Consider the following 19,556-nt stretch of genomic DNA (forward strand, 5'->3'; position numbering starts at 1 on the left):
TTGACTTGAAAAATAACGTACAATTTCGCCACTTGTTTCACAGCTGGAAGAGTCAACTTTATGGCGCAATTTATTTATTCAATGTACCGGGTGTCCAAAGTAGTCCCGCCCAAAAGAACCATTCTCAAAGACATTTCATTATCATTCTTCCCTGGCGCCAAAATCGGCGTGTTGGGTTTAAACGGTTCTGGTAAATCCACCTTATTACGCATTATGGCTGGCATCGACAAAGAATTTGAAGGTGAAGCTAAGCCACTGGCTGGCACCAAAATTGGTTACCTGCCGCAAGAGCCTGAGCTGGACATGAGCAAAACCGTACGCGAAGTGGTGGAAGAAGCCGTTGCCGACGTCGCTTACGCCCTCACCCGCCTCGATGCCGTCTACGCGGCTTATGCCGACGAAAACGCTGACTTCGACGCCCTCGCCCGCGAGCAAGGCGAACTTGAAGCCATTATTCAGGCCAAAGATGGCCACAACCTCGACAATACCTTAGAACGCGCTGCTGATGCCCTGCGCTTGCCGCCATGGGACGCCAAAATCAGCGTGTTATCGGGTGGTGAACGCCGCCGCGTTGCCATCTGCCGTCTGCTGCTGGAAAAACCAGACATGCTGCTGCTGGACGAACCGACCAACCACTTAGATGCCGAATCGGTTGCCTGGTTAGAACGTTTCCTGCACGATTACCCTGGCACTGTGGTCGCCATTACCCACGACCGTTATTTCCTTGATAACGTTGCCGGCTGGATTTTAGAGCTGGACCGCGGTGAAGGTATTCCATGGGAAGGTAACTACTCTTCATGGTTAGAGCAAAAAGATGCCCGCCTGCAAATTGAAGAAAAAACTGAAAACGCCCGCCAGCGCTCAATCAAACAAGAGCTGGAATGGGTGCGTACCAATCCAAAAGGCCGTCATGCCAAATCCAAAGCGCGGATGGCGCGTTTTGAAGAATTGCAAAGCCAGGATTACCAAAAACGGAATGAAACCAACGAGCTGTTTATTCCGCCTGGACCACGCTTAGGCGATAAAGTGCTGGAAGTGACCAACTTACGTAAATCCTACGGCGATCGCGTGTTAATCGACGACTTAAGTTTTGCCATTCCCAAAGGCGCCATCGTCGGTATTATCGGTGCCAACGGCGCTGGTAAATCGACCTTGTTCCGGATGATTTCCGGTACTGAACAGGCCGATAGTGGCACGATTTCGTTAGGTGATACCGTGCAACTGGCGAGCGTTGATCAGTTCCGCGACAACATGAATCCAAAAAACACCGTCTGGCAGGAAATCTCCAACGGTCAGGACATGCTGCAAATCGGTAACTTCACTATTCCAAGCCGCGCTTATGTTGGTCGTTTTAACTTTAAAGGTAACGATCAGCAGAAGTTTATCGGCGAGTTATCTGGTGGTGAGCGTAACCGCGTGCACTTGGCTGCACTGCTGAAGGCCGGCGGCAACATGCTGTTACTCGACGAGCCAACCAACGATTTGGACGTTGAAACGCTGCGGGCGCTGGAAAATGCCATCCTCGATTTCCCGGGCTGCGCCATGGTGATCTCGCATGACCGTTGGTTCCTCGACCGTATCGCCACCCACATTCTGGATTACCGCGACGAAGGCAAAGTGAATTTCTTCGAAGGTAACTATTCAGATTACGAAGCCTGGGTCAAAGCGACTTATGGCGCAGCAGCGCTGGAGCCGCATCGTATTAGGTATAAGAAGATTTAACGACTAAACATCCATGTTCATTGATAAAAATCCCTGCTTGGTCAGGGATTTTTGCATTCAGGTAAATCAAATCCACCGACAGCACATCCAAAGTGGCATTCGCAGAAACGGTCGATTGATAAATATCTCAAACCGAGAGCATTCACTGCACCTCTTTGGGAAACGCGGTCCTAATAGCGACCAAGAGATTTCCACATAATCTCAGACAATAGCGGCTTAAGCAGTATTTCTATAAATAAGTCACATAGAAACATATCATTTACTATTAGAGCAGAAAAAGGTACTTTAGAAGCACTCTCTTGTATTGCTTGTTTAGGCTATATCGTGACTTGATATGCTTTGATATTAGTGTGTCAAAAAGTGCGCAATCCAAATTAGCAGGTGGCTGAAAAAGGAAGAACAATGCTGAAGCTATTTATCCGTTTATTTATCATGTGGTTTGGCACGACAGTTCCACTCCATGCTCAAGAAGTCATTGACCCGCTTGAAAAGAATGTGAATGCCCAAGTCAAAGCAGTCTCGTCTCTCGTGACAGTCAACAATGAAGTTTATTTTGTTGCTGAGTTAACCGGGTCAATAGCATCGACAGCGCTGATGAAGTTTAATCCTACTAGCCAGCAGTTTAATAAAGTTGCCGATATCCCAGAAGAAATGCAACTACTACCGACGAAGCCAATTTATCTGCAGGACGATGCTAAAGGAATATTACCAATACGCAATCAGTTATTCATGCCAAATTACCGGCAATGGTTTGACCCTTCATCCAACACATTTAAAAGCGCTTTTGCTACAGAGCCGCCATCTTTTAAAGCGCAATGTAAACTGCAATGGAACAAAGATTTATTACTGGTATGCAGTGATTATCAGGATTTGGAACTGCAGCAGCAGTTTTACCGCTTCAATAAAACCGATTCGTTATTTTACCCAATCGAGGAAATAAACGAGACTTCTTCTCATTCGTTTAGAGGTAAAGAATTGTTATGCAATTCAGATGTATGCGGTGATTTAACATTCTTAACCAGCTATCAGAACCAGCCCAACGCCAGGCTGCATATTGAGCAAAAACATCTGTATTGGGTGCAAACCAATGGGGATGTGATCATGCAATCACGAAATGATGGCGACCTGCAAAAATTGGATACCAGCGCTCTGCTCGCCGAGCAGCTAAACCAAGACAGCTACATCGCATTCGCCAAGGATTATGTTTTGTACCAGACAGGACTGCCAAACGGTCCTATTACAATCAAACGATTGCATCTACCATCACAACGTATAGATCTGATAGATATTACAGCCACAACCGGCAGTCTTTTTGGGGTTGAAGGAAAAACCTTTGGGCCTGATGGCAACTTCCTGCTCTGGAAGCAATGGTGGGGCAACGCTTCAGTTCATGAGATCTGGCGCCTGGCGCCCCAGGACGTCAAAATTGCAGTTGTACAACCACCGGTGCAAGTCAGCGGCTCATACAATGACGTATATCAAGTCGAAATGACATTGATCGGCGATGGTGCTGTTATCACCAGTGAAACCTGCTACAAATGGCATATTGGCACTAGTTTATCCAGGTCAATCAGCTGTGTGGTTTCAGATTCTCCGGGTTTTGTTTATGTCAGCAACCAACAACAAACATCTGTAGCACTCAAGTCGGTTAACAGTCGCCCAGCCACCCCAATTCGTCATCTGACCAGCTGGAACCAACAACTCTTCTGGCATGAAACCGATGAACAGCCACGCTTTAAGCGCTTACAACCGCGTACCGGAAAAATTGATATTGTCGCTACAGATAAAAGCGGCCGACTGTTAGCGGGGAACTCGGCGTTGTGGTTGTACAGCGACGATCATTTTTATCGCTTTAACCCAACTACCAATCGTTTTGATAGCAGCGGTACCGCTGGCGCCAAAGGACCAGAACCTGTGACTGAAGAGATGGGCATGCTGGTTGATAATGATTTTTATTATTTCGTCAATAATCCACTGTTTAGCGAGAGCAGCAGCTTAAATCGCTTTAATTTAAGCTCTGGCCAGACGCAAACTTTGAAGTTATTTGCAGATATAGACAACGTTCGGATCTTAGGAATTAATCAAGGTAAAATATATCTGTCATTTAACATTGGGTCGCATTGGAGTTACAGTGATTTAAAAGGTGGGATCCTGGATTTAACCACCCTAACCATCGAGCAAAACGATGCATTTGCTGGCTATTCTGCCTCTGGCGGTATGATTTACTATAGCAATCAGTTGCTGAGAGTCTTTATGCATCAGCAACAACTGTTCGGCTTTTCCCGCACAGGCTTTTTCCACGACTATGGTCGCGGAAGCAGCATATATCTGTCCAAGCTAGACCTGAAACAGCAAAAACGCCTTGACCTCGATGCGGGTTCAGACCAAAGCGGTCGAGCAATTATTATCAACAATACCATTTTAGCCAGCTCAGGAGAGCAATTCAGTGCCGACGGTACATGGATCGGACAACCATTAAATGAGCGTTTTCATCAGGCCCTCACTTTTACCGACAGTACATATCTACTGGGTGACGGCCTGCAAAAGCTACAATCGAAAAATGGTGTTTTACAGGTGCAACCGATATCCCTTGGCGCAACCACCGTCGTTAACTCCACAGCAACGATGGCCGAAGTTGCTGGCAAACTATATCTGGTGGCAACAGATGGCGCACAAGGCGAACGTATCCGCCAGATCCAGTTGGACAATCGGGCTCCGGTGGCACTTGATGATACCGCCACTACGAACAATACCACCGCAATCTCAATTGAGGTGCTGAAAAATGACAGCGACCCGGACATTGATAATCTTCGAGTACTCGAAGCCAAAGCAACGCATGGTGCTGTCACTATTCAGGCCAATCAGCAACTTAGCTACCAGCCCAAAGCGGGTTTTGTCGGCAGCGATGAAATCAGTTACAGCATCGAAGATAGCCGTGGCGGCCGTGCCAATGCAAAAGTGCTAGTGAACGTCAGTGCAACACCAATCGTCACACCGGAAAAACCAGAACCACCGGCCATCCCAGAAAGTGGCAAATCAGGCGGCACTCTGTCAGCCACTTGGCTCTTCCTGTTCAGCGCTTTGGTCGTATTGCGGAAACTGGGATTGCAGACCCAACGTGCACTGACACACCACGGTGTTTTTAACCAGTCCTCTGTGATTAGCCGGATAAATAGACAAGGAAAACCCATCATGCGGCAACTATTGCTCAGTTTTATACTGATATTCGCATGCGCCAATCCCTTGTTGGCGCAGCAGGTCATCGATCCTCAGGAAGAGACTATTCAGCGATCAGTCTCTTCTTTAAGCCAACATCTCTTTGTACTCGAAAATCAGGTTTATTTTATTGCGGCGCTCGAGCAAGGTGCTTATGCCATTCTGAAAATGGATCCGGAAACGCACCAGATCATCAAAGTTATAGATTTACCGCAGCGCTTGTTAACGACAGATTCAACGTTAAATCTATTTTCAGACCTGCATAAAATTGGCAACCGTCTCCTGATTAGCTACAAAGAATGGTTTGATCCAGTCACTGGCACATTAAGCAATGCGTTTGCCTCTTCTAATCCGTCGACCTTTGATTGGTGTAAATTAGATTTGGACGAAGGATTGATCCTTAATTGTGGCAACAACGCACGGTATCGTCTAAATGCAGACGACATGAAATTTCATCTAGACCCTATCAATCCAACACAAACAAGTTCTTTCGACTATCAAAAAGATGGACTTTTTTGCCAAAGGAACGAAAAACCTTATCGATGTACTGAATGGCCGTCAATGATCACCTATGATGTGCCTGATGACTTCACTTGGTGGCCACCTCTTTCGGTACAAAAAAACTACATTTTCTTTGCAATGAAAGATCGTGTGGTGATGCAACATCGGAATAGTAACGTACAGCAAACGCTTAATATCGCCGCATTACGCAACGAACGGTCTTATTCCATTGAGGCTTTCTCACCGGATTACATTTTATTCTCAACCTACTCTCTAACTGGGGCCTCTGAATTAAAACGGTTACATATCCCAACTCAACGGATTGACCTGATTGATACCAGCCTATTTCGGACCAAGGCGGATGGCGTCTCGGTAAAAGCCGCCTTCGCCCTAAGTGAAAATGGAACTTTTCTGCTACAAAATTGGGCAAAGAGTACTTTTAAATTGGCCCCATTACAGACGAAACCAGAAATTATTGAATTAGTCACTGCTCGACAACGAGACAGATATACATACCCGCTAACATGGGTACAACTGCCCAGCGTGAACAATACGGAAGCTGATATCATTACAATTGCCGACAGCTGCCTGCGTTCTAACTTGTTTTTTCACTATCAGTCCTGTCGTGCAGGCGCTCCACGGCTCAACCGGATCAATGCCCAACAAACCATCGAGATTCCAGTAAGTTCTGTCAAATCCCGTCCTATAACGCCGATCCGGCAACTAACCAGCTGGAATCAACAATTATTCTGGTACGAACACAATGGCCAGTGGCTGACTAAACGTTACCAACCTCAAACGGGGCGTACCGATATAGTTGATACTGACATGTTGCAACCCTTCAAAGAACCAAGCGATAGAAAATTACTGGCAGGAACTTCAGCCTTGTGGCAGCTGAAAAAGAGCGAGTTTTATCGTTTTAATGTTGAAGCCAATAAGTTTGAAGCCAATGGCACCCAAGGCGCAATGGCAAACACCAGCCAAGGGATTCTTATAGACAACGACTTTTACTATTTTGTGTTACTTCCCTCTCCCAAAAACCCACAGGGATTTAGCAGCAGTTTTAGAAAATTCAGTCTGATCACAGGCCAATATCAAGAACTCAAACTGTTTGATGACTTACAAATCACACGTATTTTAAATGTGAGCCAAGGCAAATTCTATCTGACATTTAAAGGCCCCGCTTCGGATAACCGCAATGGTGGCATCTTGTATCTTAACAATTTAACTATTGAAGCAAATAACGCTTTCGCTTTGGGTCGATTTTTTTCAAGCGTCTTTGAATTTCAGCAGCAGTTGTTCGGACTCCTTGGGGGTTATGACAATATCTACATTCATGAATTGGTCCAGCTCGATTTACTAAGCGGGTCGATAAAGTTACTGGATAGTAGTAACTATCGTGTCTCGGGTAACCCAAAAGTAATCGTACTCGGTTCTACAATACTGACCAGTTGGGGAAGCACTTTCAACACCAACGGAGCGGTTTCTTCAGCCAATGGCTTCAAATTCCATCAGGCGCTGACTTATATGCAAAACGTGTATTTGTTGGGCGAGCAATTATCCAAAATTAACGCTGTGGACGGACTGATTCAAGCAGAACAAATTAAGCTGCCCGAAGGTGTCTTCATTGATCCAACATCATCAATGGCGGAAGTGAATGGCAAACTGTATATCGTTGCCAAAGATCCAGAAAATGGTGAACGCATCCGTCAAATTTCACCTTAAATCAGTAAAAGAGGCAAACGACAATGACGCCGCATCGCATTAGGTATAAGAAAATCTAATTTCGTTGTCGCGAAATGACGGTGAAGCGGCAATTTTTGCGGTTACATCAAGTACTAAAAATCCCCGTTTTTACGGGGATTTTTATTTTGGATTACAGTGATGTGCGTCGGTAAGATAAATTACAGCAAGCTTGTTTTAACTAAGTCAAAACCAGTTCCCTTTCCCTGCGGCAACCCCAACTCCATGACTTTTTTCAATTCTGCTGAACCTTCCACCTGCTGATAGGCATCACGTAAACGCTCAATCAGTTTTGGATCCGAGCCTTTTTTCAGGGCAATCCAGGTCTGCTGCTCCAATTCAGGAATGAACAATACAAACTCGACTTCTGCCAGCTTAAGCTTATGTTTAATAAGCATATCGTCAATGGCGCTGGGATCATCAAGCATCAAGTCCAGTTTACCATTGACCAGCAAGCGCCAGGTTTCGACCACGTCCGGTTGCAATTGCAATTGTGATGCAGGTTGCCGCGCAACATTCTTCAGCCATTCGGCGGAGAAATCATCACGCTGGGCGCCGACCACATACTGGTGCACATCTTTAAGTTGTTGTACCTGAATATCCTGACGTTTTGCCAGTTTCAGAAAACCAAATTTATAACTGCCAACTTTGCCAATCCATTCAAACTGCTGTTCGCGCTCTGGCGTGCGGGCCATATTGTAAATCAGCACATTCGGGGTGGTAGCCGCAAGACGAAAAGCACGTGCCCAAGGGTAAACTTCATACTGTGGGGTGAGCTTAGCCTGTTGCAGCATCAGCTCAACAACAGCCGTGGTCAAACCCGAAACTTTGCCATTTTCGAAGGTTTGATGTGGTGGTGACACTTCTAACACCACACGTAAATTTTCTGCAGCCAGTGGCATGGCGACGCCGAGCGCAGCGCCAAAAAACAACCTGAGCAACCATGCCCGACTTACTGGTGGATTCCATTTACCTGTCAACTGCAACAACTCCGGATACTGTATTAGCTTTACCTTAAACAGAGGCAAAAACAAAGGCAACCTGAAGTTGCCTTTGTTGGAAAATAAATCACGATGTTTACCAGCTATCTATACCCAAAATCGCTGAATAAAAAGGGTATCGACGTTACTTCAGCACCGCCGCCACAGCTTTAGCAAAATAATCAATATTGCTGTGATTTAACCCAGCGATACTGACCCGGCTTGAACCCACCATATAAATGCTGAATTCACTGCGTAACCGGTCAATTTGCGCTTTATTAATGCCGAGGAAGCTGAACATACCGTGTTGTTTGGTAATGAAGCTGAAATCCTGCTGCACGCCTTCAGCGGCCAGTTTGTCGATGATCAACTGACGGTAATCATTGATACGGTTCCGCATCGTCGCCAATTCCTGATGCCATAAAGCGGTCAGTTCGGCACTGTCCAGAATATGGCTGACGATAATAGCGCCATGTGCTGGTGGCATAGAGTAGATGCTACGCACCACACTCAATAGCACTGAACGAGCGATTTCCACTGTTTTTTTGTCAGCGGCAACCACGGACACTGCGCCGATCCGCTCACGGTATAAACCGAAGTTCTTGGAGCATGAAGTACACAGGATCAGCTCGTCGACTTCGTTGGCTAAATGGCGTAAACCGGCGGTGTCTTCATCCAGACCCAGACCAAAGCCCTGATAGGCCATATCGACCAGTGGCGTAAAGCCTTTTTCTTTGGCCAGCGCCGCAAAACGTTGCCACTGGGCGAAATTTAAATCCATGCCGCTTGGGTTATGACAACAAGCGTGCACCAGCACTACGTCACCTGCCGGCACTTGCGCCAGCTCGGCAAACATTTGCTCCTCTTGCAGACCTTTGGTGCTGTAGTCGTAATATGCGTATTCTTTGACCTTCAGGCCAGCCGCCTGAAACATCGAAATGTGATTAGCCCAGGTTGGGTTGGTGACCCAAATGGTTGCATCCGGATTAGCGCGTTTAATAAATTCAGCGGCAACCCGCAAAGCGCCGGTGCCACCTGGCGTGTGCGCTGTGGTGGTGCGGCCTTCCAATAATACTTTGTGTGGGCCAAACGCCAGTTTTTCGATATGGGCGTTAAAGCTTAAATCACCAGCCATGCCGATGTATGTTTTGCTGTCTTCATGATCCAGCCGCAGTTTTTCCGCTTTTTTCACACACTCAAGTACAGCGGTGTGGCCCTGTTCGTCTTTATAGACGCCAACACCTAGGTCGACTTTCAGTGGATTCGGATCTTCTTTGTACGCCGCCATTAAACCTAAAATCGGATCGGTAGCGACTGGCTGTAAATGAGAGAACATGACAAATTACCTGTTTGTGTTGCTGCAAATGGACAGCGCTGATATGCATCAACGCCGCGAAATTTATTGTGTAACTAACGAATGTGAATCAGTTGCTTTATCCGTCGATGCAGTCGCCGCCAGCTCAGTCCATAAAGTTGGCACCACAATCGCTGTTGCGATCAATAACGCCAGCTCATCAGTGACAAACAGCTGTTTCTGGAAAGCTTCGGAATCAATAATGCCAACCACATGGCCAGCTTCGTCATAAAGCGGAATACAGGCTTCGGCCAGAACTTTTGGGTCGCAAGTGTAATACTCGCCACCTTGCTGCAGGTACGCCGGAACATCGTTGATGATCCGCGCTTTACCCGTTAAACCCACGGTACTGTTATTACTGATGGCGGCAAATTCGGCGGTTAACGGGAATTCAGCGCGCGATGGCGCCCCAAAATAACTCAATTTCACCAGCACAGTTTCGCCCTGTGGATTCACCCGGCGCTGATAAATGCCAAACCAGTCACTTTTGCTCTGCGATTGATAAAAGGCGCTGATCATGGTCATCTGCTGCAGCAGTTGCTGATTGGTTGCAGTTTGGCCACCTAAAATGGCGGTTAAATCGTAAGGTTGCTCGGCAAGCTGTCCGAACAACGAACAAGCTCCACCTTCGCCCAGTTCCGGCACCTGATACTGCCATTGAATCGCCGGCGCAGTGGCTGTGGCCTGAGCTTGCTGCAGAAGCAGCTGATACTGTTGTAAATAATCAGCAACAGCCTGCTGTAACGCCTGCTGCTGAGTTTCGATTGCGGGTAATAAACCGCTTAAACTGAGATAACGAACAATTGACATTAGCCGTCCAGATTTCCAAAAAAGCCGCGATAGTCTAGCAGATAGGGCTAAAAAGCCAACGGCTTTGGCTGACTTTTCACCGATTACATCAAAATTAGTCAGTTGCGAACTTCAAAGCCGGCAGGATACTTGCCGCAGCTTGCAAAGATGCATTATCTTGCCACTATTCCCCCGCTCACAACAGGTGCAACGGTTATGACTTCGAAAAAAATCTCCCTTGCCGACTGGCAACAACAATCGTCAAATTTGGTTTACAGCACCGCCAGCGGCACTATCGAACCAGAAAAATCCGAAAAAACAGGTGGTACCGCCTTTAGCGATGGCCACTTGCGGCTAAAACGCGAAACCAAAGGACGCAATGGCAAAGCGGTCATTACCATCGCAGGCCTCGCTGAATCCCATGAAAAACTTACTGAAGTGGCAGCACTTTTAAAGAAAAAATGTGGCTGCGGTGGTTCAGTCAAAGACGGCATTATTGAAATTCAGGGTGACCAACGTGAAGTCATTTCGCAGGAATTGACTAAACTTGGCTATAAGTTTAAATGGGCTGGTGGTTGAGTTGCGGTTTTCCCGCATCCAAACGAGCCAACGGTCTGTTTATACCCAAAATCATTGAAGATTCGGGTAGGCGGCAACTGAACGAATCTGGAACGCCAGCCCGGCCCAGGAGCTTAGCAGTTCTAAGTGACTGGGTCGGACTGACGCTTCAGTGAGCGAAGGCGGCCAACAACCCCGAATCTTCAAGGATGACGGGTTTAGTCAGCCATTTTTAAAGCAAGGTAGTGTTTATGCGACATATTGCACCTTCCGATTTAGCGATCCTGCTAGTTGAACCCTCTGATACCCAACGTAAAATCATTATCAAACATCTAAAAGAAGAAGAAATTCATAAAATTGAAGAAGCAGATTCAGTGCAAGCTGCGTTACGGCAAATTCGCGACCATCGGCCCGATCTTATTGTCAGCGCTTTACATTTTGCTGATGGCACTGGCCTGGAACTGCTCAGAGCCTTAAAAAACAGCGCCAGCGACGCCGATATTCCCTTTATGCTGGTGTCCAGCGAAACCCGTAAAGCGCAGTTGGAAGAGTTTAAGCAATCCGGCGTGATCGCCATTTTGCCAAAACCTTTTACCCGCTTGCACCTCGGCAAAGCGCTGAATGCCGCGCTGGATTTATTGTCACCTTCCGAGCTGCAATTAAGCCTGTACGATGTGACTGATGTGCGGGTGCTGGTGGTCGACGACAGCCGCTTAGCGCGAAATCACATTAAACGGGTGTTATCTAATCTTGGCATCGTGCAGATGGTTGAGGCCGAAGATGGCCAGCAAGCGATTGATATTCTGAAAAATCAGATGTTTGATTTGGTAGTAACCGACTACAACATGCCAGAAGTGAACGGTCAGGAATTGACTGAATATATTCGTCAGCACAGCCAACAATCCCACTTGCCGGTGTTGATGGTAACCAGTGAAGCGAACGATACGCACCTAAGCTACATCGCGCAAAGTGGCGTTAATGCCCTTTGTGATAAACCTTTTGAACCAGAGACGGTTCGAGCCTTGTTGTTTAATCTGTTAGAGCAGCACTAAAACAATCTGCGACGCACAATCTGCCAGAAAAAAGGGTAGCCACGGCTACCCTTTTTACAGTCAACTCAGCTAAAAACTTAACCCGCCGGCCGCTGTTTGTACTTGTCATGTAATTGCTGGTTGCGGTTGTTTAAATCTACCGCCCGGCCATCAATCCACATGTAACGGATTTTGTGCGTCAGGTAATCGAAAATATCACCGTCCGACACCACCACCGATGCCGCTTTACCAACATCCAGTGAGCCAATCTGGCTTTCCACACCGGCAATTGTTGCGGCATTGATGGTCACCGACGCCAGCGCTTGCTCAGGTGTTAAACCGTAACTGATCGCTTGGCCTGCGCCAAAAACCACGTTGCGGGTATCCCAGTAACCATCGAGCGATAAGGCAAACTGTACGCCGGCTTTTTGTAACAAGGCCGGGGTTTTGAACGCAGTATTATTCGCTTCGTCGTCACGCTCAGGAATGCCATAAGGTGCCGTAAAAATTACCGCCACTTTGGCCGCAGCCAGTTCATCGGCCATCCGCCAGCTGTCACGACCACCCACGATCACCAGTTTCAGCTGGTACTCTTTGGCCAATAACATTGCTTGTTTGATCTGGCGGATATCATCGGCGTGCACAAACAACGGCCGCTCGCCTTTAAACACCGGGATCATCGCCTGCCAGCGTGAATCCACGCCTTTGTTAAGACCCGCCGCTTCAGCGTCGACATAAGCCTTGGCCTGCACAAAATAGTCTTTCACCTGTTGCAGTCGTTTGGCGTTTTCTTTGGCCAGATCTTCCGCTTTTTTCTTGTTCCACCAGTTACCGGCAACACTGGCACTTGGCCAGTTAATATGTAAACCAACGCCATCAGCGACAGTCGCGTCTTGCCAGTTCCAGGCATCCAGTTGCATCAGGCTTGATTGCCCCATCAGCGCCGAGCCTTTTGGATAGACCAGGCTGTAGCTAAAACCATTGGCGCGCACCGTAGGAATAACTTCGGAATCAGCGTTGTACGCAATCCGTGCCCGTAAATCCGGGTTGGTGTCGGTCACTTCGTTGGTATCGTCGGTGGCGCGCACCGCTTCAATTTCAATCAGACCCAGTTGATTCGCCAACGCAATTAAGCCTGGATACAAATGTTTACCCGTGACATCAATCACTTTGGCATCGGCTGGTGCGGTTAAATTGCTGCCAATGGCGGCAATTTTGCCATCGACCATTAGCAGGTCACTGTTTTCCAGCACGCCTTGACTAGCGGTATGCAGCGTGCCGCCTTTGAGTAAAATCGGTGCGCTTTGTTTAGCGCCTGGAACTATGTCATTGGCTAACGTCGGTAAAGCGACGGCCGCCAGCAACAGTGCAAATATAGATTTTTGAAATTTCATCGGATGCTCCTTAGTGCGCACTGTGCTGATGTTGAACTTGGTCCTGGCTGAACTTGGCATGTAGCCAATCGCCGTTGTCTTCACAATGCCAAATTGGATCATCTTTTTTCACTGCACCACCACTGCCTTTTTTCGCACTGTCGGCAGCACCTAGTACTTTTTGCATCAGTAGTTGTTTTTCAGCCACAACCTGCGCAGCCACCTGAGCATCACGTTCCTGATCATAATAGCGAATGCCGTCGATCCAGGTTTGTTTGGCCTGGGCGTACACCGACAAAGGGTGATGGGTCCAGAGCACAAAATCAGCCTGTTTGCCTTCGGTCACTGAACCGACTTTATCCTGGATATTCAGCTGCTTAGCCGGATTGATCGTCACCATATTTAAGGCGTCAATTTCTGACATACCACAATACTTGACCGATTTTGCTGCTTCTTGATTAAGACGACGCTGTAAATCCGGGCTATCCGAGTTAATCGACACCATCACGCCGCGGTCGGCCATCAAACAGGTATTGGTTGGAATGGCGTCCTGCACTTCCATTTTATAGGCCCACCAATCGGCAAACGACGAGGCGCTGGCGCCATGTTTGGCCATTTCGTCGGCTACTTTGTAACCTTCCAGAATGTGGGTAAAGGTATGAATTTTAAAACCAACTTCATCGGCTAAATGGATCAGCATCAGAATTTCAGAAGCAACATAAGAGTGCGTGTGCACATAACGTTGTTTATCCAGAATTTCGACCAGCGCTTGCAGGCGGAAATCACGGCGTGGTGGCGCAACTTTGTCTTTGTTACCACGGGATAAATCGTCATATGCCGCAAAAGCAGCTTTGTACTCTTTCGCAGCCTGGAACGCATCGCGAATGGTGGTTTCAACACCAATCCGGCTTTGTGGGTAACGGCTGGTAAAATCCTCGCCCCAGTTGGCCTGCTTGACGTTTTCACCCAAAGCAAATTTGATGCTTGGCGGCGCGTCTTTAAACTTTAATTGCTCTGGCGTGACACCCCAGCGCAGCTGAATCACCTGGGCCTGGCCGCCAATTGGGTTGGCGCTGCCGTGCAGCAATTGTGCAGTGGTGGTACCACCCGCCAGACCACGGTAAATATTGATATCTTCCGGGTTTAATACATCGCCAATCTGCACTTCAGAAGTCACTGCATCGGTGCCTTCGTTGACACCGGCTTCAATGGCGATATGCGAATGTTCGTCGATAATACCGGCAGTCAGGTGCATGCCGGTGGCATCAATCACCTGATAACCAGATGGCGTCGACAAGTTTTGGCCAATTTTGCTGAATTTACCGTCTTTTACAATAACGTCGGTATTTTCCAGTTTGCCGGCTTTATCTGAGGTCCAGACCGTGGCATTTTTGATATGGGCATTCTGACGGCCTTGTGCCAGTTGCGTCCCAAAAGCCCGGTTCGGGAAAGTCAGCATCGACACCAGTTTGGTATCTACCACATCGGCTTTTTTATCCAAAGCTTTAGCAGTGGCGGCTTGTTTGCTCAGCATGACTTTTTGCGTCTGACCACTTGGCAGTAACCACTGCCCGCTTAACAGATTACCGTCCAGCACCCCCTGGAATTGCAACACACCGGTACCGGCATTGGCCGCCGCCAAATCGACGGTAAATTGCAACTGCTGCTGTTTTTGCGACACATTTTTAAGTTCGCTATGTTTATCAGCCTGCTTCAGTTTGCCGGATAACTTATCTCCAGTGCCAGAAAGCTCCAGCGTCAGCGCTTTACCAGCCAAGTCAACCGCGTAAGTACCGGCAAATTCGACTGGTTGCAACGGTTTAAATTGTTGTTCCTGACCGCGCGTCCAGGTTGCGACAATTTCACCTTCGGCGAATAAATCACCTTTGGCAATCACCAGGTCGGCCTGATAACCCACAGCAATTTTACCCAGTTGCTCTGGCAAACCAACCAGCTTTGCCGGCACAGTGGTTAAGCCAGCTAAGGCCTGCTCAGCAGTTAAACCATGTTTCATCGCCAGGCGCAGATTGGGCCAGAACTGATCTTTTTTCTCCAGCGCATGAGTCGTCAGCGCAAAAGGCACCCCAGCTTTCGCCATCACAGCTAAGTTGGTTGGTGCACGTTCCCAGTGCCGTAAATCGGCCAGACTGACGTCCAGCTGATCATCAATATTCGCTACCGCTGGCGCCGCCGGATAAGCCACCGGCACAATCACGGTGCGACCGGTGTTTTTGATATCAGCCACCCGACTGTACTCATAACCTGAGCCCAGCAGTGCGGCATTTTTTACATTAAATTCTTTGAGTAAACTGTCGACCCGGAGTAAAGCGCGATCGTCACTGGTTTCAAACACCAGACCACTTTGTTCAAGGTTAGTCAGCGCCGAAAGCGCAGCGTTAAACTCGACCGGCTGACGGCTTTGCAGTTGATCCTGCTTGCCATAAGCGGCGCGGTACCAATTGGCATCGGATAATGTCTGACGGATCAGCGCAATGCTGCCCATTAAGGACGATGGATAACTTTGTTTCGAACTGCCTTTACCAAACGCCATAAACTGCGGGCCATTGGCTTTAAGAATCAGCTCACCCGGCATACCGTTGGCTAAAGAAGCCACAAATGACTGGCCGCGAAAAATACCGTCTAAGCGGGCAGATTGAACCGCGGTAAAACCTTGTTGCTGATAGGTTTTGGCATCTTCGGCCGATGGTACAAAACTATTGACCCATTGTTGCTCAGCGTGGATCGCGCCATTGCTGGCATTACCACCTTTACGGCTATTTTGATAAACAGGTTTGCCGCCAAATTCAAAGGCTTTTTCGTCGGCAGCTTTTTCCACACCGTAGTTGCTGTAGGCGTCAATAAAACCGGCATACAAATGATGACCGGTAGCGTCGATTTTCCGATAACCAGCGGGCACGGCGCTGCTGCCAACGGCGCTGATTTTACCGTCAACCACCAACACAGTGGCGTTTTCTAAGGTTTTACCGGGTTCGGTATGGACTGTAGCATTGGTAAAAGCGAGTAAATTAGGAGTTTTGTCGCGGATGCCATAAACCGGACTGGTTTGATCGGCAAAAGACGGAGCAATCGAGCAGACGATTGCCGCGCTTAGCAACGATAAGCGAAATGGGGTCATATTGGGTTCCTGGTGGTATATCCCCGTCATCCTTAATGATGCAGGGTTTTATCTCTATTTTGCCGATCAGCAAGAATGATCAGATTTTTTTAAATAGTCTCAAAATTCAGCCGGGTTAACTCCTGCTCTGCCAAAGGCATGCTGTAGTAATAACCCTGCACCAGGTAGCAAGCGTTGTTCTTTAAAAATTCAACCTGTTCAATGGTTTCCACCCCCTCGGCCACCACACGTAAATCCATTTTCTGCGCCATCGCAATAATAGCGGCAGTAATGTCCATGTCGTTTTTATCTTCAGGGATATCTTTGACAAATGAACGGTCTATCTTCAGCTCGTCTACCGGGAATCGCTTCAAGTAACTTAGCGACGAATAGCCTGTACCAAAGTCGTCGATAGATAAAGCCAATCCGAGCCGCTTTAACTCATTTAACTGGACAATAGCCGCATCGATATCGCCCATTAACATACTTTCAGTGATTTCAAAGATTAAATGCGCCGGCGACGCCCCGGTACGTTTCACAATACGCTCCACCAGTGCCGGTAAATCCTGATCAGTAAACTGGCGGGCAGATAAGTTAATCGACACCGTAATCAAATGACCACGCGCATGCTGCCGGGTTAAAAAGCGGCAGGCTTCCCAGATAATCCATTCGCCAATTTGCACAATCAGACCAGTAGATTCAGCGACCGGAATAAAGCGCAGTGGTGGCACCATGGTGTTGTCGGGGCGTAACCAACGCAGTAGCGTTTCATAACCAATAATTTTTTCGGTGCGGATATCAATTTTCGGCTGGTAGTACAGCAGGAATTGCTGCTCACGAATGGCTTCGCGCAGCTGGTTTTCAATTTGAAGCCGCTCGTTTGCCGCTTCGTTTAAATCCTGGCTGAAAAAGTGGAAGGTGTTTTTACCGCGCGCTTTGGCTTCATACATCGCAAGGTCGGCATGTTTCAGCAGCAATTCTTCTTCATCGGCATCTTCCGGCGCGATGGTAATGCCAATACTGGCGCTGATCGACACGTCGTGCCCGGCCAGTTTAACCGGCAGCGCAAAGGCTTGTTGCAGATTGGTGGCAATGGATGCGGCTTGTTTACGATCGGAAATACCACTTAAAATCACCGCAAATTCGTCGCCGCCGAGGCGCGCAATGGTGTCTTCTTCCCGTAAACGGCTGATCAGCCTGCGGGCGACTTCTTTAAGTAGTTCATCGCCGGCATCATGACCGAGGGTATCGTTGATCCGTTTAAATTCATCTAAATCAAAATATAACAAGGCAAAGTGGTAATAACCGCGACTCGACATGGCAATGGCTTTACGCAGCTGATCGCGAAAATAACTTCGATTGGCGAGGCCAGTCAGCACATCGTAATAAGCCAGCTGTTCCATTTTGCGCTGACTTTCTTTGATGAACGAAATATCCTGCATCGCGCACACATAGTTGCCGACGTCGCCTTTATCATCACGGATTGGCGCTATCGCTAGGCTGGCCCAAAATTGTTTGTTGCCTTGCTGCAACAACATGTCACCGCGCCAGTGCTGCCGTTCCTGCAAACTTTGCAGAATATCGGCCCCCACAAACTTCATCTCCTGCGCAAATAATATATGCAGCGGCTGACCAATCACCGCCGTTGCCGTGGCATCAATCATTTCCAGCAAAAACGGATTTACATATTCAATCACCAGCTGATGGTCGGTAATGACAATACCGGAACTGGAAAAAGCCACCGCTTTACTCAGTTTACGGGTGGCTCGCTCTGCTTCTTCTTTTTCCAGAATGCGGGTATTCAGACCGGAAATCAACTGATGGATTTCATCCGACATCCGGACAAAAGCCCGGTTCAGCAACCCAATTTCATCGGGTCTTTGATCCAGTTCCAGCTGCGCCGGTTCACCATAAGATAAGCGTTGCACGGCACCGGCTAACCGGGTTAAGCGTTTTAATACAAACTTGTAGATAAAAAACTGCAGTGCCAGCGCAACAATTAACGCCACCATCAAAAACAGCAGCACGACGTTGTCGCGGTAGTCATCAAGGCTTTGAATCACGCTGTCTTTGTGATGATACAAAGCGACAAACCAGTCCAGCCGCTCAATTTTTGCCGCCGAAGCCACATAATCGTCCAGCATTTTACTGTTGTTTTGCTGCTCGGCAGGTGTGCTCACCACGCGTTTGATAAAGGCCGCCAGCTGCGGATTTGACGACTGCACGCCTACCGCCAACTGATTCATCACCGGGTTGCCAATCGCTTGTTGCAGACTGTTTTGGCTGTCATGCAGCAAGTTGCCCTGCCCGTCAAATAACATCGCCTCGCGGCCAGATTCCCACTGTGAAATTTGTCCTAAATTGCTGAATATCTCATCCAGAACTACATCGGTGCCGGTAATGCCGACAAATTCATCGTTGATATAGACCGGGATTACCAGACTGGTCATCCACTTTTGCCAAATGGCATCAAAGTACAGTGGCGTCCAGCGGGGCAACCGGGCTGGATTGTTTGCTGGTGTGGCAATGTCAAAAAAGATATCAGTGCTGAACTGATGGTCAGCCGGAATTTCCAGCGCCCAATCTGAAGGGGATATCCGGATAAATCCGTCTTTGGAAATAAAATAGAAATTAAAGAAATCTTCCAGCAATACCGGCGCTAGTTGCTGCCACAACAGTTCGGTTTGCTCAAAATACCGGTGTTTAGTCGCGACAAAAGTGCTGTGTTTTTGAAAGGCTGCCGACAAATCATCTTTGCTGCGAATACTGCCATCGGCAAACTTTTCCAGCTGCAGTGGTGGTAATTTGGATTGTTGCGCAAGAAAACGACTGACCACCTGATTAGCACTGATGGCTTTTTTCTCTTTTTGCCAGAATTCACTGTCGAGTTGTTTGGCGTATCTGTTGGTGGTTTGCAACAGTTCAAGCCGTTCCTGTTCAATTAACACATCTTGCTGCAGCGCTAGCATAGCAAAGGCAATCACCGTACTGGCGACAACTGTCAGCAAAAACACCAAAGCCGAAAACTTGATGCTGAGTGAATTTAAACCGGTCGTTTGATAATTTGCTTCCTTCACTCGCTACGCCTGATAGTTGCAATCTTGTGATCGGGTTACAGCAGGATCCGAAGACCCTGAATAAGGTAAAGCGCTTTTTATTCGTCCATCAGTTTCA

Annotated in this window: 10 protein-coding genes; 4 read left to right on the forward strand and 6 right to left on the reverse strand. The window is 47.9% G+C overall.

Annotated features, from left to right (window positions below; all coding sequences use genetic code 11):
- Positions 1-60: 60 nt before the first annotated feature.
- A complete protein-coding gene (gene ettA / locus A5320_RS11930) occupies positions 61-1,722 on the forward strand; it encodes an energy-dependent translational throttle protein EttA (RefSeq protein ID WP_068064627.1) in 1,662 nt (553 codons plus the stop codon).
- Positions 1,723-2,124: 402 nt separating this feature from the next.
- Positions 2,125-7,164 (forward strand): Ig-like domain-containing protein, encoded by a 5,040-nt coding sequence (locus A5320_RS11935; protein ID WP_068064630.1) that lies wholly within the window; start codon positions 2,125-2,127, stop codon positions 7,162-7,164.
- 179 nt (positions 7,165-7,343) lie between these two features.
- Here A5320_RS11935 and A5320_RS11940 read toward each other — a convergent pair whose 3' ends face one another.
- From A5320_RS11940 to A5320_RS11950, 3 genes are all read right to left on the reverse strand, one after another.
- Positions 7,344-8,162 carry a substrate-binding periplasmic protein gene (locus A5320_RS11940; RefSeq protein WP_157605789.1) on the reverse strand — a complete coding sequence of 273 codons (819 nt, stop codon included), beginning with the start codon at positions 8,160-8,162 and terminating at the stop codon, positions 7,344-7,346.
- 145 nt (positions 8,163-8,307) lie between these two features.
- The gene (locus tag A5320_RS11945; protein WP_068064636.1) at positions 8,308-9,498 is read right to left on the reverse strand and encodes an amino acid aminotransferase; all 1,191 of its coding nucleotides are present in this window, start codon (positions 9,496-9,498) and stop codon (positions 8,308-8,310) included.
- Between the two features lie 63 nt (positions 9,499-9,561).
- The gene (locus A5320_RS11950) at positions 9,562-10,326 is read right to left on the reverse strand and encodes a GAF domain-containing protein (protein WP_068064639.1); all 765 of its coding nucleotides are present in this window, start codon (positions 10,324-10,326) and stop codon (positions 9,562-9,564) included.
- Between the two features lie 195 nt (positions 10,327-10,521).
- Here A5320_RS11950 and A5320_RS11955 point away from each other — a divergent pair, with 195 nt between their 5' ends.
- Entirely contained in the window at positions 10,522-10,884 is a 363-nt protein-coding gene (locus A5320_RS11955) for a translation initiation factor (RefSeq protein ID WP_068064642.1), read from the forward strand.
- A 230-nt stretch (positions 10,885-11,114) separates the two neighbouring features.
- Positions 11,115-11,915: a response regulator gene (locus tag A5320_RS11960; RefSeq protein ID WP_068064645.1), complete on the forward strand. Its 801-nt coding sequence runs from the start codon at positions 11,115-11,117 to the stop codon at positions 11,913-11,915.
- A gap of 77 nt (positions 11,916-11,992) precedes the next feature.
- Here A5320_RS11960 and A5320_RS11965 read toward each other — a convergent pair whose 3' ends face one another.
- The 3 genes from A5320_RS11965 to A5320_RS11975 form a co-directional block, all read right to left on the reverse strand.
- The gene (locus tag A5320_RS11965; RefSeq protein WP_068064648.1) at positions 11,993-13,288 is read right to left on the reverse strand and encodes an amidohydrolase family protein; all 1,296 of its coding nucleotides are present in this window, start codon (positions 13,286-13,288) and stop codon (positions 11,993-11,995) included.
- Between the two features lie 10 nt (positions 13,289-13,298).
- A complete protein-coding gene (locus A5320_RS11970) occupies positions 13,299-16,403 on the reverse strand; it encodes an amidohydrolase family protein (protein ID WP_068064651.1) in 3,105 nt (1,034 codons plus the stop codon).
- 89 nt (positions 16,404-16,492) lie between these two features.
- Positions 16,493-19,459: a bifunctional diguanylate cyclase/phosphodiesterase gene (locus A5320_RS11975; RefSeq protein WP_068064655.1), complete on the reverse strand. Its 2,967-nt coding sequence runs from the start codon at positions 19,457-19,459 to the stop codon at positions 16,493-16,495.
- Between the last annotated feature and the right edge of the window lie 97 nt (positions 19,460-19,556).

This window comes from Rheinheimera sp. SA_1, assembly GCF_001669775.1.
Classification (GTDB): domain Bacteria; phylum Pseudomonadota; class Gammaproteobacteria; order Enterobacterales; family Alteromonadaceae; genus Pararheinheimera.

Excerpts from the sequence above, each read along its gene's own strand:
- ettA (WP_068064627.1), top strand. The coding sequence starts at position 61 with ATGGCGCAATTTATTTATTCAATGTACCGGGTGTCCAAAGTAGTCCCG.
- A5320_RS11935 (WP_068064630.1), top strand. The coding sequence starts at position 2,125 with ATGCTGAAGCTATTTATCCGTTTATTTATCATGTGGTTTGGCACGACA.
- A5320_RS11945 (WP_068064636.1), bottom strand. The coding sequence starts at position 9,498 with ATGTTCTCTCATTTACAGCCAGTCGCTACCGATCCGATTTTAGGTTTA.
- A5320_RS11950 (WP_068064639.1), bottom strand. The coding sequence starts at position 10,326 with ATGTCAATTGTTCGTTATCTCAGTTTAAGCGGTTTATTACCCGCAATC.
- A5320_RS11955 (WP_068064642.1), top strand. The coding sequence starts at position 10,522 with ATGACTTCGAAAAAAATCTCCCTTGCCGACTGGCAACAACAATCGTCA.
- A5320_RS11960 (WP_068064645.1), top strand. The coding sequence starts at position 11,115 with ATGCGACATATTGCACCTTCCGATTTAGCGATCCTGCTAGTTGAACCC.
- A5320_RS11965 (WP_068064648.1), bottom strand. The coding sequence starts at position 13,288 with ATGAAATTTCAAAAATCTATATTTGCACTGTTGCTGGCGGCCGTCGCT.
- A5320_RS11970 (WP_068064651.1), bottom strand. The coding sequence starts at position 16,403 with ATGACCCCATTTCGCTTATCGTTGCTAAGCGCGGCAATCGTCTGCTCG.